Below are 14,591 nucleotides of genomic sequence, written 5' to 3' on the forward strand. Positions count from 1 at the left end.
CCCGCCCCCCCCCCCCCCCGCCCCCCCCGCGCGGCCCCCCCCCCCCCCCGCGCCGCGGCCCGGGGGGGGGGGGGCCCCCCCCCCCCCCCCCCCCGGCGCCCCCCCCCCGGCCCGCCGCGCGCCCCGGCACAGCCGCGCGCACCTCCCCGGCACGCCCGCGTTCCGCCGAGCAGCCGAAGTGGACCTCCGCCGAGCACCGGCGTGGCGGGTTTACGAACCGCGCCGAACTCCGCCGGTCCGCGCCCGACTCGGGCGATATCCCCAGTTCGCGGCCCCGCGCGGCCGCCCCTCGCGTCCGTCCGCACCACCCGCCTGGCAGACTGGTCGCGGGCCTTCCCAGATCGTGCGGCGTGCTCGTGCTGTTCGGGCGCGTACTGTGATCAACGGCCGTTCCGGGGACACCTGGAGCGGCCGATCATCCGGGGCATCAGATCGCGGGCGCTCCGCCCTGCGCGTGCCGATGTCCCGCCCGCATTCCGTAGACAGTGGACAGGAGACCGACGCACCGTGGCACCTCCGGCCGGGCAGATCCGCCCAGGGCGTTACCTCGCGATCTTCGCGCTGATCGTCGTGGCGTTGTACGGATTGGTATTCCTCACCGGCGATCAGAAGCCCGACCCGAAGCTGGGCATCGATCTCCAGGGCGGCACCCGGGTGACGCTCACCGCGCGCACCCCGGACGGCCGGCCGCCGACGCAGGAGTCGCTGACCCAGGCGCGCCAGATCATCGAGACCCGCGTCAACGGCATGGGCATCAGCGGTTCCGAGGTGAACCTGGACGGCTCCAACCTGGTGATCACCGTGCCCGGCGAGGGCGGCGACCAGGCCAAGCAGCTCGGCCAGACCGCGGAGCTGAGCTTCCGCAAGGTCGTGCCGAACATGGTGGCGCCCGCGCAGGCCCCGCCGCCGCAGCCGGGCCAGCCCTCCGGGACCGCGCCGCAGGCCGCCCACGCCCAGCAGCCCGCCGACCCGGAAGCCCAGCAGGCGGCGATCGACGAGGCGAAGAAGACCCGGCAGAGCACCGACCCGAACGTGCAGATGCAGGCCCTCGCGGCCCTGGACTGCAACGCCGAGGACCCGCTGCGCGGCAACGCCGACCCGAAGCTCCCGCTGGTCGCCTGCGACCAGCAGAAGGCGCAGAAGTACGTGCTGGAGCCGGTGTTCATGGAAGGCACCGACATCGCCAACGCGGCGGCCCAACCGCCGAACCAGCAGGAGCCGAACTGGACGGTGAGCCTGGACTTCACCGCCGACGGGGGCAAGCGCTGGGCGGACTTCACCTCCGCCAACGTCGGCCAGCAGGCCGCGTTCGTGCTCGACGGCGAGGTCGTCTCCGCGCCGACGATCAACGTGGCGCTGCTCGGCGGCAACGCCTCCATCAGCGGCAGCTTCAACCAGCAGTCCGCGACGGACCTGGCCGACGTGCTCAAGTACGGCTCGCTGCCGCTGGCGTTCGACCAGTCCGAGGCCGAGACGGTGTCGGCGACGATGGGCGTCGCCGCGCTGGAGGCCGGTCTGATCGCCGGTGGCATCGGCCTGCTCCTGGTCGCGGTGTACTGCCTGGCCTACTACCGGTTGCTCGGCGTGCTCACGGTGCTGTCGCTGGTGCTCTCCGGCGGCATCGTCTACGGCGTGCTCGTGCTGCTCGGGCGGTGGATCGGCTTCACCCTCGACCTGGCGGGCATCGCCGGGTTCATCGTCGCGATCGGTATCACCGCCGACTCGTTCATCGTGTTCTTCGAACGGCTCAAGGACGAGATCCGCGAGGGCCGGACGTTCCGCTCCGCGGTGCCCAGGGCGTGGACCCGGGCGCGGCGCACCATCCTGTCCGCCGACGCGGTGAGCTTCCTGGCCGCGGCCGTGCTCTACGTGCTCGCGGTCGGCCAGGTGAAGGGCTTCGCGTTCACCCTCGGCATGTCGACGGTGCTCGACCTCGTCGTGGTGTTCCTGGTGACGCACCCGCTGGTGGCGCTGGCGTCGAAGAACAAGTTCCTGTCCAAGCCCTCGGTGTCCGGCCTCGGCGCGACGCAGCGCTACGCCGCCCAGCAGCGCTCCGCGCGCTCCCGGGGTGCTTCCAGCGCGAAGGAGGCCTGACGGTGGTCATCCACAGCACCGCCGGCGACGGCGGAAACCGGCGCGCGAGCGTCTTCGAACGCCTCTACATCGGCAACGGCGCCTTCGACATCGTCGGCAAGCGCATGCGCTGGTACGTGTCCCTCGGGCTGCTGGTGCTGGTGTGCATCGGCGCGATGGGCCTCAAGGGCTTCAACCTGGGCATCGACTTCGAGGGCGGCACCAAGCTGCAGGTCCCGGCCGTCGGCGCGCAGGGCCCGATCAGCGAGGACCAGGTGCAGGAGGCGTTCACCGAAGCACTCGGTCACCCGGCCGAGACGGTGCAGCTGGTGGGCACCGCGAACAGCCAGACCATCCAGGTCCGCACCGAGTCGCTGAACACCGCGCAGGTCTCCGAGGTCAAGGAGACGATGTTCCAGCGGCTCCAGCCGCTGGGCGCCGACGGCGAGCCGAGCCCGGCCGCGGTCAGCGACAGCGCGGTCAGCGGCACCTGGGGCGGGGAGATCACCCAGCAGGCGCTGCTGGCGCTGGGCGTGTTCCTGGTGCTGGTGACGGTGTTCCTCGCGTTCTACTTCGAGCGCTGGATGGCGGTGGCGGCGCTGATCGCGCTGCTGCACGACGTGGTGGTCACCGCGGGCATCTACGCGCTCACCGGCTTCGAGGTCACGCCGAGCACGGTGATCGGCCTGCTCACGATCCTCGGGTTCTCGCTGTACGACACGGTCGTGGTGTTCGACAAGGTGAAGGAGAACACCCGCGGGCTGCTCGGCCTGACCCGCCGCAGCTATCCGGAGGCCGCGAACCTCGCGGTGAACCAGACGCTGATGCGCTCCATCAACACCTCGGTGATCGCGCTGCTGCCGGTGATCGGCCTGCTCGTGGTCGGCGCCTGGCTGCTGGGCGTGGGCGTGCTGCGGGACCTGGCGCTGGTGCAGCTGGTCGGCATGATCGCCGGTGTGGTGTCGTCGATCTTCCTGGCGACGCCGCTGCTGGTGGACTTCAAGATGCGGGACCGCCGGTACCGGCAGCAGGCGGCGAAGGTCGCCCAGCGCCGGGAGCGCGGTTCCGCGAAGGAGACCGGCGAGCCTTCGGACGAGCAGGCCGAGGAGGGCTCGGAGCGGACCCTGGCCGGCGCGTCCAGCGCCGCGGGCAAGCGCGCCGCGCGCTCCGACGCCCCGCAGAACCGGCGGCGGCCCGCGGGCAAGTCCAGCCGCCCGACCGGGAAGAAGCGGCGCTGATGGCGGGATCGGACGGCGTGCGGGTGCTGCACCCCGCGCTGGAGCAGGCGGCGCGGCTGATCCGCGAGGTCCCGGACTTCCCGGAGCCCGGAATCCTGTTCCGCGACATCAGCCCGCTGCTGGCCGACGGGGAGGCGTTCGCGGCGGTCGTGACCGCGCTCGGTGACGGCCTGGAGTTCGACGTGGTGGCCGGGGTCGAGGCCCGCGGCTTCCTGCTCGGCGCCGCCGTCGCGCACGCGCGCGGCACCGGGGTCGTGGGCTTGCGGAAGCCGGGCAAGCTGCCGGAGGTCGCCGACCGCGTGGACTACCAGCTGGAATACGGCTCGGCGAGCCTGGAGCTCCCGGCGGCCACCATCAGTGCTGGTCAGCGGGTTCTCGTGGTGGACGACGTGCTGGCCACCGGCGGCACGCTGCGCGCGGCCTGCGAGCTGCTCGGCCGCGCCGGCGCGAAGGTGGTGGCCTCGTCCGTGGTGTTGGAGCTCACGGCGCTCGGCGGCCGGGACCGGATGGATTCGGACGTGCAGGCGCTGCTGGCGGTGTGAGGATCTTCGGCCCGGCTGATCGGTCCTGGTGAAGTTTTCCCGTCGACTCGAAGCTGAGAGTGACCGTTCAACGTTTCGGGGGACGGCCGGGGAAGGGTGATAGCCCGAACGGCGTTATTCTCGATGCCCGGGTCGTGACCACTTCAAGATCCGGGTGCAACGTCCCCTCCATGCCCGGGAGCGCGCGGTGAGCCAAGACGTCGAGTCTCCTGCCCCAGCAGCAACCGAGCAGGTGCGTCCCGCCTCGGCGACCAGGCGGGTGCGCGCCCGCTTGGCCAGACGGATCACGGCGCAGCGCGCCGCGGAGGTCAAGCAAGTGCTCGAACCGCTGGCCGCGGTGCACCGCGAGCTGCACCCGCACGCGGATCTGGCGCTGCTGCAGCGGGCCTACGACGTGGCCGAGGACAAGCACAGCCACCAACGCCGCAAATCGGGTGACCCGTACATCACCCATCCGCTGGCCGTCGCCACCATCCTGGGTGAGCTGGGCATGGACACCACGACGCTGGTGGCGGCGCTGCTGCACGACACGGTCGAGGACACCGACTACTCGGTGGAGCACCTCAGCGCGGACTTCGGCGACGAGGTGTCGCACCTGGTCGACGGCGTCACGAAGCTGGACAAGGTGAAGCTCGGCGCTGCCGCCGAGGCCGAGACCATCCGCAAGATGATCATCGCGATGGCCCGCGACCCCCGCGTCCTCGTGATCAAGCTGGCCGACCGGCTGCACAACATGCGCACCATGCGCTTCCTGCCGCCGGAGAAGCAGGCCCGCAAGGCCCGCGAAACCCTCGAAGTGCTCGCGCCGCTCGCGCACCGGCTGGGCATGGCCACCATCAAGTGGGAGCTGGAGGACCTGGCCTTCGCCATCCTGCAGCCGAAGAAGTACGACGAGATCGTGCGGCTCGTCGCCAACCGCGCCCCGTCCCGGGACACCTACCTGCGCACCGTCACCGACGAGCTGTCCGGGCAGCTGGAGACCGCGCGGCTGGCCGCGAAGGTCGAAGGGCGCCCGAAGCACTACTACTCGATCCACCAGAAGATGATCGTCCGCGGCCGCGACTTCGACGACATCCACGACCTGGTGGGCGTGCGGATCCTCGTCGACGAGGTGCGCGACTGCTACGCCGCGATGGGCGTGGTGCACGCGCTGTGGCAGCCGATGCCCGGCCGGTTCAAGGACTACATCGCCCAGCCCCGCTTCGGCGTCTACCAGTCGCTGCACACCACCGTCATCGGTCCCGAGGGCAAGCCGCTGGAAGTGCAGATCCGCACCAGCGAGATGCACCGCACCGCCGAGTACGGCATCGCCGCGCACTGGCGCTACAAGGAGACGAAGGGCCGCAACGGCAGCGGCGGGCAGGCCGGCGTCGAGGTCGACGACATGGCCTGGATGCGCCAGCTGCTGGACTGGCAGCGGGAGGCCGCGGACCCGGGCGAGTTCCTGGAATCGCTGCGCTACGACCTCGCCACCCGCGAGATCTTCGTGTTCACCCCCAAGGGCGATGTGATCACGCTGCCGTCCGGGTCGACGCCGGTGGACTTCGCCTACGCGGTGCACACCGAGGTCGGGCACCGCTGCATCGGCTCCCGCGTCAACGGCCGGCTGGTCGCGCTGGAACGCAAGCTGGAGAACGGCGAGGTCGTCGAGATCTTCACCTCCAAGGCGGAGGGGTCCGGGCCCAGCCGGGACTGGCTGTCGTTCGTCGCCTCGCCCCGGGCCAAGGCGAAGATCAAGCAGTGGTTCGCGAAGGAACGCCGCGAAGAGGCCATCGAGCACGGCAAGGAGGCGATCACCAAGGAGATCCGGCGGCTCGGGCTCCCGGTGCAGCGCCTCGTCACCGCCGACTCCATCGCCGCCGTCGCCCGCGAACTGCACTACGTGGACGTCACCGCGCTGTACGCGGCGGTGGGGGAGCGGCAGGTCTCCGCGCACCACCTGGTGCAGCGGCTCGTCGCGCTGATCGGCGGCGTGGAGCAGGCCGAGGACGAGATCGCCGAGCGCTCCACCCCGTCCACCGTGCAGCAGCGCCGCCGCAGCACCGGCGACTCCGGGGTCGTGGTCAAGGACGCCGGGGACGTGTGGTCCAAGCTCGCCCGCTGCTGCACCCCCGTGCCGGGCGACGAGATCCTGGGCTTCGTCACCCGCGGCGGCGGGGTCAGCGTGCACCGCACCGACTGCACCAACGCCGACGACCTGCGCAAGTCGCCGGAGCGGCTGGTCGAGGTGTACTGGGCGCCGTCCTCGTCCTCGGTGTTCCTGGTGGCCATCCAGGTGGAGGCGCTGGACCGGCACCGGCTGCTGTCCGACGTGACGAAGGTGCTCGCCGACGAGCGGGTGAACATCCTGTCCGCCTCCGTCACCACCTCGAAGGACCGGGTCGCCGTGAGCCGGTTCTCGTTCGAGATGGGCGACCCGAAGCACCTCGGCCACGTGCTCAAGGCGGTGCGCAACATCGAAGGCGTCTACGACGTTTACCGGGTCACCTCGGCGGCGTGAAGGTCAGGCCGTGATGTCGATCCGGTCGTAGCCGCGGAGGGCGAAGGCGGCCGAGCGGCGGGGGCGCTCCAGCAGGGCGAAATCGGGGAAGCGGGCGGCGAACTCGGCCAGCACCACCCCGATCTCCAGCCGGGCCAGCGGTGCGCCCAGGCAGTAGTGCATCCCGATGCCCAGCGCCAGGTGCGGGTTCGGCGTGCGGGTCAGGTCCAGCTCGTCCGGTGCCGCGAACGCGGTCGGGTCCCGGTTCGCCGCGCCCAGCAGCACCACGACCTTGTCGCCCGCCTCGACGCGGGTCCCGGCCAGCTCCACCGGGCGCACGGCGGTGCGCTCGAACAACTGGTTCGGGGTGTCGTGGCGCAGCAGCTCGTCCACGGCGGTGGCGACCGCGTCCGGCCCGAGCCCGCGGAACAGGCGCCACTGCGCGGGCCGGTCGTGCAGCGCGACGACGGCGTTCCCGATGCCGTTCACGCTGGCCTCGTGCCCGGCCATCAGCAGCAGCGCGCACGTCGCCACCAACTCGTCGCGGTCCAGCGCGCCGGTGCCGACGAGCGCGCTGAGCGGGTCGACACCGGGGTGCGCGCGGCGGTGCTCGACGTGCTCGGTGACGTGCCCGCGGAACTCGCCGGCGGCCAGCTCGGCGTCCCGGCGGCCCGCGTCGTCCAGCTCCGGCTCGTACATCCGCACGATGCGGTTCGACCAGTTCCGCAGCAGCGGGCCTTCGGCAGGCGGGAAGCCGAGCAGCGCGGCGATCACGTCCACCGGCACCGGCCCGGCCAGCGCGGACATCAGCTCGGCGCGGCCGTGCTCGTCGATCTCCGCGCGCAGCCGGTCCAGGCGCGGGCGGACGAGCTCGGTGGTGGTGGCGCGCATCGCGGCCACGGCGCGGCGGTGGAACAGCGGGGCGACGGCGGCGCGCAGCCTGCCGTGCAACCGCTCGTTCTCCAGCATGCTCAGCCGGTGCAGCGCGTTGAACGCCTCGAACTCGGCCAGCGGAACCCGGTCCACCCACACCCGCCGCAGGTCGCGGTGGCGCAGCACCGCCGAGCACAGCTCGTGCGAGACGGCGACGTGCGCGCCCCACGCCTCGTGCCGGTGCAGCGGTCCCCGTTCGCGCAGCGCGCGGAAGACCGGGTACGGGTCCGCGACGAAACCGGGATCGGCCGGGTCCAGCGCCGCCACGTCGATCACCTGCGCACCTCCGATCGGACCGAGCCTAGGCGTCCCGGACGCGTCCGAGTAGGCCCGGAACGGCGAAGGGCCGCGGAACCGTCCGGTCCCGCGGCCCTCCGCAGACGTCGCGAGCGGGTCAGGCGACCTTCGCGCTGTCGATGTGCACCGGCAGCTTCGGCTTGCCGTCGCCCTGACCGGTGTCGTCACCGGCCGCGGCCACCTTGTCCACGACCTGCAGGCCGGGCTCGCCGACGGTACCGAACACCGTGTAGTTCGGCGGCAGCTGCGAGTCGCCGTAGACGATGAAGAACTGGCTGCCGTTGGTGTCCGGCCCCGAGTTCGCCATCGCCAGCGTGCCCCGCGGGTACGTCGGCTGGGAGTCGACCTCGTCGGCGAACGAGTAGCCGGGGCCACCGGAACCGGTACCGGTCGGGTCGCCGCACTGCAGCACCTTCAGGCCCTCAGTGGTGGTCAGCCGGTGGCAGTCGGTGTCGTCGAAGTACTTCGACTCCGCCAGGTGCGCGAAGTTGTTCGCCGCGCACGGGGCCTTCGCGTGGTCCAGCGTCACCGGGATGTCGCCCTGGCCGGTGCTCAGCGTCACCTGCTGGGTCTTCGGCGCGTCGGCACCCGGGGACTCCGGCGGGTCGACCGGCTTCGCCGCGGGCTGGCCGGGCGTCGGCTGGTAGGTGCACGTCGGCGCGGCCTCCGACTCACCGCTGCTGTTGATGAAGTACACGACGCCCGCCACGGCCAGGATGACCACCAGCACCGTGGCGCCGAGGGTCATCATCCGACGTCGCTTCGCCTGCTCCGCACGCCGCTCCAACTGCCGTTCGAGCTTGCGCTTGGCGTTCTGGCGACGTTGTTCGTTGCTCGGCACCTGCTCCCTCCCCGGGGGCTCCGACACGATCAGGACACCTGGAGTTTATGGGCCGCCCGGTTCCACGGAACCGGCAGACCGTGCGGGACGATGTTCTAGGCTGAACAGGCCACGGCCCGCCCGTCCGCGGCGGTCGATGATCTCGTGTTGGACGACGAAAGGCGCACGCGTGCTGGTGCTCGGGTTCCCCGCCGGACCTCTGCAGGCGAACTGCTACCTGCTCGCCGCGGGCGACGGCGCGGACTGCGTCATCGTCGACCCCGGCCAGGAGGCGACCGAGGCGCTCGACGAGCAGCTGCGCGAACACCGGCTGAACCCGGTGGCGGTGCTGCTCACCCACGGGCACTTCGACCACGTCTTCTCCGCGGGCGAGGTGTGCCGCGCGCACGACGTGCCCGCGTGGATCCACCCGGCCGACCGGTACATGCTCACCGACCCCGCCGCCTCGATGGGCCCGCAGGGCGCGGAGCTGTTCGCGGCGCTGCCGCCGCTGGTCGCGCCCGGCGACGTCCGGGACCTCGGCGACGGCGACGTGCTGGAGCTCGCCGGGCTCGACATCGGCGTCACGCACAGCCCCGGCCATACCGGCGGGTCGGTGCTGTTCGGCGTCGGCGCGGACGAGGGCGGCCGGCTGCTGCTGGCCGGGGACACCCTGTTCGCCGGTGCCATCGGACGCACCGACCTGCCCGGCGGCGACCACTCGACGATGCTGCACACGCTGCGCACCCGCATCCTGCCGCTCGTCGACGACACGGTCGTCCTGCCCGGCCACGGACCCACCACCACCATCGGTCGCGAGCGCGCGAGCAACCCGTTCCTGCAGGACCTGGTTTCCGCCGACCGGTGACCCACCCCAGCTTGAGGACAGCGAAGCACCCCTGATGAGCACCTTCACCGCCCCCAAGGGCATTCCCGAGTACTACCCGCCGGAGTCCGCCGGGTTCCTGGCCGTGCGCGACGCGCTCGCCGACGCGGCCCGTCGCGCCGGGTACGGCCACATCGAACTGCCCCTGTTCGAGGACACCACCCTGTTCGCGCGCGGCGTCGGCGAATCGACCGACGTGGTCAGCAAGGAGATGTACACCTTCGCCGACCGCGGCGGCCGCTCGGTCACGCTGCGCCCCGAAGGCACCGCGGGCGTGATCCGCTCGGTCATCGAGCACAGCCTCGACCGCGGGCAGCTCCCGGTGAAGCTGCAGTACGGCGGCGCGTTCTTCCGCTACGAGCGGCCGCAGGCCGGGCGCTACCGGCAGCTGCAGCAGGTCGGGGTGGAGGCCATCGGCGTGGACGACCCGGCGCTGGACGCCGAGGTGATCGCCATCGCCGACGAGGGCTACAAGCGGCTCGGCCTCACCGGCTACCGCATCGAGCTCAGCTCGCTCGGCGACGCCACCTGCCGGCCGGACTACCGCGCGAAGCTGCAGGAGTTCCTCGGCAGGTTGCCGCTGGACGAGGCGACCCGGCAGCGCGCCGAGCTGAACCCGCTGCGGGTGCTCGACGACAAGCGGCCCGAGGTGCGCGAGCTGGTCGCCGACGCCCCGCTGATGGTGGACCACCTCTCGGCGGAGTCGAAGGAGCACTACGAGCAGGTCAAGCAGCACCTGGCCGACCTGGGCGTGGGCTTCGTGGAGAACCCGCGGCTGGTGCGCGGCCTGGACTACTACACCAAGACGACCTTCGAGTTCGTGCACGACGGGCTCGGCGCCCAGTCCGGCATCGGCGGCGGTGGCCGCTACGACGGGCTGATGGCGGAGCTCGGCGGCGCGGAACTGTCCGGCATCGGCTTCGGCCTCGGCGTGGACCGCACGCTGCTGGCCTGCGAGGCCGAGGGCATCGAGGTCGGGGACCGCACCCGGTGCGACGTGTACTGCGTGCCGCTGGGCGAGTCCGCGAAGCGGCGCCTCGTCACCGTCGCCGCTGGTCTGCGCGACGCCGGGGTGCGCACCGATATCGCCTACGGCGGCAAGGGGCTCAAGGGCGCGATGAAGGCCGCCGACCGCTCCGGTGCCCGGTTCGCGCTGGTGCTCGGCGAGCGCGACGTCGAAGCGGGCAGCGCGCAGCTCAAGGACCTCGGCAGCGGTGAGCAGCGGTCCGTGCCGCTGGACGAGCTGGTGCCCCAGGTCGCCGCGGCCGTGGCGGAGCTATGACCGAGCCCGCGGACGTCCCGGCCGAGACCGTCGAACTGGACCTGCTCGACCGGGCCACCGTGCGCAAGCGCGCCCGTAACGTGGTGATCGCCGCGCTGGTCGTGGCCGCCGCGTTCGGCGGCGTCGTCGGCCTCGTCGCGGGCCCGGCCGGGTTCGCGGTGGGCGCGGCGGTGGTGGCGGTGCCGCTGCTGCTGCTCGCGCTCGGTGAATCCCGCAAGACCACGTGGCTGCGCGGCGGCGAGGTCTCGGTGCGCGCGCTCGGCACCCGGACGGTGGACCTGCGGACGGCGGACCGGCTCGACCTGGTGATCACCGACGTGCGCGGGATGCGGACGGTGAGCCTGCTGGTCGGCGGACCGCCGAAGGGCAAGGCCGTGTCGGTGGCGCTGGCCATGTACGCGGGCACCGGCGGGCGCGAGCTCGGCGTGCTCGCGCTGCGGCGCATCGCCGACGCGCTGGCGTCCATCGGGGACACGCACGCGCTGGTGCTCTCCGAGCTGGTCGTGGCGCAGCTGAAGTCCGAGGCCAGGGGCGACGGAGCGGCGGCCCGCCCGCTGTACCGGCTCGCCTCGCTGGCTCCGCAGGGGCGGATGGCGCAGAAGCTGAACCCGCAGGCCGTCGCCGGTTTCGTCACGACCCTGGACTGAGCGGCTCCGCCCGGGTGCACGGCCCTCGAACGGGGTTCGCGCACCCGGGCCACTCGCCGGTGCTCAGGCCGTCGGCGGCTGCGGGCGGGAGCGGTGGTGGACACGGGACGTGGCGCTCTCCGCCGCCGCGGCACCGGCCCGCTCGGCCGCGCTCGCGCGGTCGGCACCACCGGTCTCCCTGGCCGCGACGAGCGCCGCGATCAGCGTGGTGATCGGCACCGCGGCGACCAGGCCGATGCTGCCCACCAGGGTGCGCACCACCTCCTGGGCGACCGCCTGGGTGCTGATGATCTCCCCGAAGCTGCGGCCCGACAGCGAGTACGCCAGCAGCAGCGGCAGCGACGCACCCGCGTAGGCCAGCACCAGGGTGTTCACCGCCGAGGCCACGTGGTCCCGCCCGATCCGCAGTCCCGCCTGGTAGAGCTTCCGCCAGCCCATCGACGGATCGGCCCGCTGCAGCTCCCACACCGCGCTGGTCTGGGTGACCGTCACGTCGTCGAGCACGCCCAGCGCGCCGATCACGATGCCCGCCAGCAGCAGGCCGCGCGCGTCGATCGGCGTGCCCAGCGCGGCGATGAGGCTGGAGGTGTCGTCGTCCAGCCCGGTCAGCTGCGTCGTCGCCGAGAACAGCGCGCTGAGCCCGCCGATCAGCGCCAGGCTCAGCAGCGTGCCGAGTACCGCCGTCGAGGTGCGCGCGGAGAACCCGTGCGTCAGGTACAGCACCACGAACATGATCAGGCCGGAGCCGACCACGGACACCAGCAGCGGGTTCTCCCCGGCCAGGATCGCGGGCAGCACGAACCCGATCAGCACCACGAAGCTCAGCACCAGCGCGCCCAGCGCGGCCAGGCCCTGCCAGCGCCCGAGCAGCAGCACCGCGACCGCGAACACCAGGCCGAGCACCAGCAGCGGACTGCCGCGCTGGAAGTCGACCACCTGGAAGGACGATTCCTCCTCCGGGTTGGCGCCCGCGTAGGACAGCACCACCCGGTCGCCGACGGCGAACCGCGGAGTGCCGGGTTCGACGGGCATCACCTGGGCGATGGTCCGGCCCGGGGTCGGCCCGTCCGACATCCGCACCTGGAGGGTGACGCAGCCGCCGGTGTCGCCGCAGCCGCCCGCGGCGGAGGCCACGACCTCGCCGTTCACCGGGTACTGGCCGAGGCCCAGGTCGGCGCCGGTGCGCTGCTGGTGGCCGAACGGGTAGAGCAGCGCGGTGCCGATGATCGCGGCGAGTGCGAACGGCACCAGGGCGATGGCGAGCAGGCGCTTGACGGTGCGGGAGGCGGGAGGACCGTCGTGTCCGTGTCCGTGTCCGTGTCCGTGTCCGTGTCCGTGTCCGTGTCCGTGTCCGTGTCCGATGGCGGTGGCGCCGGTGCTCGGGCCGGGGTCGCCCGCGGCCGGGGGCGTCGTCCCGCCGCCCGCCGCGGGAGCGGCGTGGGCTCCGGTCCGCTCGGTCTCGGCCCGGTCGCCCGGTGGGCGGCGCCGCGCGCGCGGTCGGCCGGGGTCAGCACCGCCGCGTTCGGCGTTCCGCCCGGGAGAGCCGCGTCCGGGAGTTCCGGCCCGTCCGGGATCGCCGTCCGGCCTGCGCTGCCCGCCGCGTCCGGGTTCGCGGGCGCCGGGTTCGGCGCCGCCGGGCTGGCCGCTCGCGGAGTCGCCGCCGGGTTCGTCGCCCCCGGGTCGGCCGCCGCGACCCGGTTCGTCGGGTCGCCGCCGCCGGGCGCGCGGTCCGGTCGCGTCGGGATCGGCCGGGCGGCCCGGTGGCGCGGGCTGCGGTCCACCGGGTTCGCCGGATCGGGGCGCGGGCCGCGATCGGGGGCCGGGCGGCGGGCCGCCTTCGTCCGCTCCGGGGTGGCGCGGGGGCCGAGGTCGGCCGGGTCGAGGTCGGCGATGCTCTCCGCCGCCGGGAGGCCCTGCTGGAGGCACGTCGGTCACCCGCCAATCGTATGGGGTGCTCCCGGAGCCGCACCGGCTCTCCGCCGCGACGCGATCACCGCAGCGCACGAGCCGTGGACGCGGTTCGACCGGGTGAGCCGAACTCCTGGACGGCGGATGTGCTCGGCTCGAACCCCGGCGTGCCGTTCCGCTGGACGATCAACCCCTACCGGGCTGCTCGCAGGCTGGCGATGCTGACGCCGACCACCGGCCTGGACGGGGCGATGTCGGTCGCACGAGGTCGGCAACGGTGGGCGACGTCGCTCCATCGACGTGCTGAGTCGCGGGCCGGAGCAATGAGATGATCGGGGCCATGTCGCTGGTACCCGGAGGACCCCTCGTAGGCACGAGCGCGATCGTGGTGGACAGGGGGTGCGTGCTCCTCGGGCGACGGCGCGGCGCGCATGGAGCCGGAACGTGGTCGTTCCCCGGTGGCAAGGTCGACGCGGGGGAGGCGCCGGAGCACGCGGCAGCCCGCGAGCTCGAAGAGGAAACCGGCCTGCGCGCCGGTCGGACGACACCGATCACCTGGACCAACGACGTCTTCCCCGCAGACGGCGTGCACTTCGTGACCTTGCACTACCTCGTCGAGGCGTCGGGTCGACCCGAGGTCCGCGAGCCGGACAAGATCGAGCAGTGGAGCTGGCACGCCTGGGACGGACTTCCCACTCCGCTGTTCGCCCCCGTTGCCGCTCTCGTGGCGACCGGCTGGTGCCCGCCACGCACCTGAGACGCAGGCCCGGCTCGGGTGGAAATCCTCCGTCCACGCGGCTGGAGCGCCCGGGACGGCACCCCCGAGCTGCCGGCCGGGACCGGGAGGCCGCGGGACCGAGTCGACGCCGCCGACGGTGCGCTCGGCCGCGCGCCGATCGGTCGGACGACGGGTTCCGCCTGGTGGCGGGTGGTGCGAAGTGGCACGGGTGCGGCGGTGCGGCGATCAGCTCGTGCTGCTGCGAACCGGCGCGCCCTGGCGGGCAGAGGTCTGGTCCAGCTTCGGCGGGAATGGGCGCCGGCGGTGAATCCGCTGTCGTGGGACTCGCGTTCGCCACGCCTTCTCGGCGGCTTTCCGAGGACGCGGATCGGGATTGAAAATCGTTGTCGAAATACCTACTAAAGTTGGTCCGCCGGACGGATTTCTCGCGCGTGAACTATTCGTGCACCGCGCGGAAATCCCTGGTCGCCAATTCATTTCAACAGGAAGGCGACTACTCTGGGTGTCGGACGCTGAACGACCGAACGAGTGATCGGAGTAGGCGTGCAGCTCGGCGCGAACGCCGGTGGCCGGTTCCGGGCGCCGGGGTGCCGCCGGGCCGACCCGTCCGGCGCAGTCGGGCCGCCGCGGCCGCTCGTCCGGACGCGCCGCGGGAACCGGCGACCGCCGGTGCCGCACCGGGACCACGCCCCGGACGTGCTTCGACGGCCCGCCGGTGGAACCGGGGGCGGTCGGGGAGCGCGGGTG

11 protein-coding genes are annotated in these 14,591 nt (G+C 72.8%); 8 read left to right on the plus strand and 3 right to left on the minus strand.

Going from position 1 to position 14,591, the window contains the following annotated elements; translation table 11 throughout:
- Positions 1-507 precede the first annotated feature (507 nt).
- The 4 genes from secD (at position 508) to LCD33_RS07080 (ending at position 6,353) form a co-directional block, all read left to right on the plus strand.
- Positions 508-2,094: a protein translocase subunit SecD gene (gene secD / locus LCD33_RS07065; protein ID WP_224957014.1), complete on the plus strand. Its 1,587-nt coding sequence runs from the start codon at positions 508-510 to the stop codon at positions 2,092-2,094.
- Positions 2,091-3,311 (plus strand): protein translocase subunit SecF, encoded by a 1,221-nt coding sequence (secF, locus tag LCD33_RS07070; RefSeq protein ID WP_255614726.1) that lies wholly within the window; start codon positions 2,091-2,093, stop codon positions 3,309-3,311. The genes secD and secF overlap by 4 nt, the downstream gene beginning before the upstream one ends.
- Positions 3,311-3,853, plus strand: coding sequence for an adenine phosphoribosyltransferase (locus LCD33_RS07075; RefSeq protein WP_224957012.1), 543 nt, complete (start codon positions 3,311-3,313; stop codon positions 3,851-3,853). The genes secF and LCD33_RS07075 overlap by 1 nt, the downstream gene beginning before the upstream one ends.
- 187 nt (positions 3,854-4,040) lie before the next feature.
- Entirely contained in the window at positions 4,041-6,353 is a 2,313-nt protein-coding gene (locus LCD33_RS07080; RefSeq protein WP_224957011.1) for a bifunctional (p)ppGpp synthetase/guanosine-3',5'-bis(diphosphate) 3'-pyrophosphohydrolase, read from the plus strand.
- A gap of 3 nt (positions 6,354-6,356) precedes the next feature.
- On the opposite strand, the gene LCD33_RS07085 is transcribed toward LCD33_RS07080, so the two are convergent.
- The gene (locus LCD33_RS07085) at positions 6,357-7,541 is read right to left on the minus strand and encodes a cytochrome P450 (RefSeq protein WP_224957009.1); all 1,185 of its coding nucleotides are present in this window, start codon (positions 7,539-7,541) and stop codon (positions 6,357-6,359) included.
- A gap of 118 nt (positions 7,542-7,659) precedes the next feature.
- Positions 7,660-8,403 carry a peptidylprolyl isomerase gene (locus LCD33_RS07090; RefSeq protein ID WP_224957008.1) on the minus strand — a complete coding sequence of 248 codons (744 nt, stop codon included), beginning with the start codon at positions 8,401-8,403 and terminating at the stop codon, positions 7,660-7,662.
- Between the two features lie 169 nt (positions 8,404-8,572).
- Here LCD33_RS07090 and LCD33_RS07095 point away from each other — a divergent pair, with 169 nt between their 5' ends.
- From LCD33_RS07095 to LCD33_RS07105, 3 genes are read left to right on the plus strand one after another with little or no spacing between them, the layout of a single operon-like run.
- Complete coding sequence (locus LCD33_RS07095; protein ID WP_224957007.1) at positions 8,573-9,250, plus strand: MBL fold metallo-hydrolase; 678 nt, start codon at positions 8,573-8,575, stop codon at positions 9,248-9,250.
- 34 nt (positions 9,251-9,284) lie between these two features.
- On the plus strand, positions 9,285-10,550 hold the full coding sequence (gene hisS, locus LCD33_RS07100) for a histidine--tRNA ligase (RefSeq protein WP_224957006.1): 1,266 nt from the start codon (positions 9,285-9,287) through the stop codon (positions 10,548-10,550).
- Positions 10,547-11,197, plus strand: coding sequence for a hypothetical protein (locus LCD33_RS07105; protein WP_224957005.1), 651 nt, complete (start codon positions 10,547-10,549; stop codon positions 11,195-11,197). Before hisS ends, LCD33_RS07105 begins: the two co-directional genes overlap by 4 nt.
- Positions 11,198-11,260: 63 nt before the next feature.
- On the opposite strand, the gene LCD33_RS07110 is transcribed toward LCD33_RS07105, so the two are convergent.
- Complete coding sequence (locus tag LCD33_RS07110; protein ID WP_308011235.1) at positions 11,261-12,445, minus strand: YibE/F family protein; 1,185 nt, start codon at positions 12,443-12,445, stop codon at positions 11,261-11,263.
- A gap of 1,000 nt (positions 12,446-13,445) precedes the next feature.
- On the opposite strand from LCD33_RS07110, the gene LCD33_RS07115 reads away from it, so the two are divergent.
- Positions 13,446-13,862, plus strand: a complete 417-nt coding sequence (locus tag LCD33_RS07115; RefSeq protein ID WP_224963313.1) for an NUDIX hydrolase — start codon at positions 13,446-13,448, stop codon at positions 13,860-13,862.
- Positions 13,863-14,591: the final 729 nt, after the last annotated feature.

The sequence above is a fragment of the Saccharopolyspora sp. 7B genome (assembly GCF_020177435.1).
GTDB classification, from domain to species: domain Bacteria; phylum Actinomycetota; class Actinomycetes; order Mycobacteriales; family Pseudonocardiaceae; genus Saccharopolyspora_C; species Saccharopolyspora_C gregorii.

Coding starts and splice junctions, on each gene's coding strand:
- LCD33_RS07075 (WP_224957012.1), top strand. CDS start 3,311: ATGGCGGGATCGGACGGCGTGCGGGTGCTGCACCCCGCGCTGGAGCAG.
- hisS (WP_224957006.1), top strand. CDS start 9,285: ATGAGCACCTTCACCGCCCCCAAGGGCATTCCCGAGTACTACCCGCCG.
- LCD33_RS07105 (WP_224957005.1), top strand. CDS start 10,547: ATGACCGAGCCCGCGGACGTCCCGGCCGAGACCGTCGAACTGGACCTG.
- LCD33_RS07115 (WP_224963313.1), top strand. CDS start 13,446: ATGTCGCTGGTACCCGGAGGACCCCTCGTAGGCACGAGCGCGATCGTG.